We start from the raw sequence: 1,184 nt of genomic DNA on the forward strand, positions 1-1,184 counted from the left end.
GCCGATCTCCTTCTAAAAAGAAAGTAAATTTTATACTTCCTGTTCTGTCTCCGTATCTAAGCCAAATTTTTTCAGACGATAGCGTAAAGAGCGGAAAGTCATTCCTAATTTTTTAGCTGCTAAGGTACGATTCCAATGAGTCATATTGAGTGCATTGAGTAAAATATCTTTTTCAATATTTTCTAAATAACGTTCTAAGCCTTCACTTGGTAATTTTTTTACGACTTGAGGAGCTGACAGAGTTGTTTGTATGCTTTGAGCAACCGAAGCAAAAGGATTAGAAATATTTGCTCTTAGTGGAGCAGGATGTAAATGAGATACATCTATAGTGGTATCTTCACTTAAGGTAATTGCGCGCTCAATCATATTTCTTAATTCACGAACATTACCCGGAAAGTGTTGCTGTAGCAGATAAGTTTTGGCCGCTTCTGTTAATTGTTTAGGTGTCGTTTCCCACTCCATACAAATTTTCTGAATAAAGTGATTGGCCAGTAAAAGGACATCTTCGCCACGTTCACGTAGAGGTGGCAATATGAGGTCCATAACGTGAATACGGAAGAATAAATCTTGACGGAATTTGCCCTGTCGAACTAATAAATCTAAGTCTTGATGACTTGCACTAATCACACGGAAATCAACATCGATTTCCTGATCTGCGCGGAGCAGTTTGACCTGCATACTTAAAGGTAATTCGGCAATTTCATCTAAAAATAAACTGCCACCGTGTGCCGATAAAATGAGGCCTTGTTTATCTTGAGTTGCTCCGGTAAAGCTCCCTTTTTTATGCCCAAAAAGCTCACTTTCCATGAGTTCGGTTGGAATGGCACCGCAGTTAATTGCAATAAAAGGGCCTTCACTACGGTTACTCAGCCGATGAACTAAGTTAGCAACTACTTCTTTACCTGTTCCAGACTCACCGGTAACAAATACCGGTGCTTGAGAGCGAGCAATTTTTTTAATTGCGATGCGTAATTGTTGAATAGGCAGAGAACAACCGATTAATAATTTGTTTTCTAAAGCACTCTCGGCAAAATCAGACTCTACTTTTTGCCGATTCAAGGCTTTTTGTAATAATTGATCTAGATGTACTTGGTTGACTGGTTTGCTTACAAAATCAAAAGCGCCTGCTTTTAATGCTGCAATTGCAATATCCATATTGCCGTAGGCAGTTAAAACTGCAATGG

1 protein-coding gene is annotated in these 1,184 nt (G+C 38.9%); it reads right to left on the reverse strand.

The genetic code is table 11. The annotated features are described in order from the left end of the window. Nucleotides 1–30: 30 nt before the first annotated feature. A partial coding sequence (locus tag VXQ92_RS19485) for a sigma-54-dependent transcriptional regulator (protein WP_416682902.1) occupies nt 31–1,184 on the reverse strand: 1,154 nt, incomplete at its 5' end.

The organism is Acinetobacter sp. 228 (assembly GCF_048147885.1).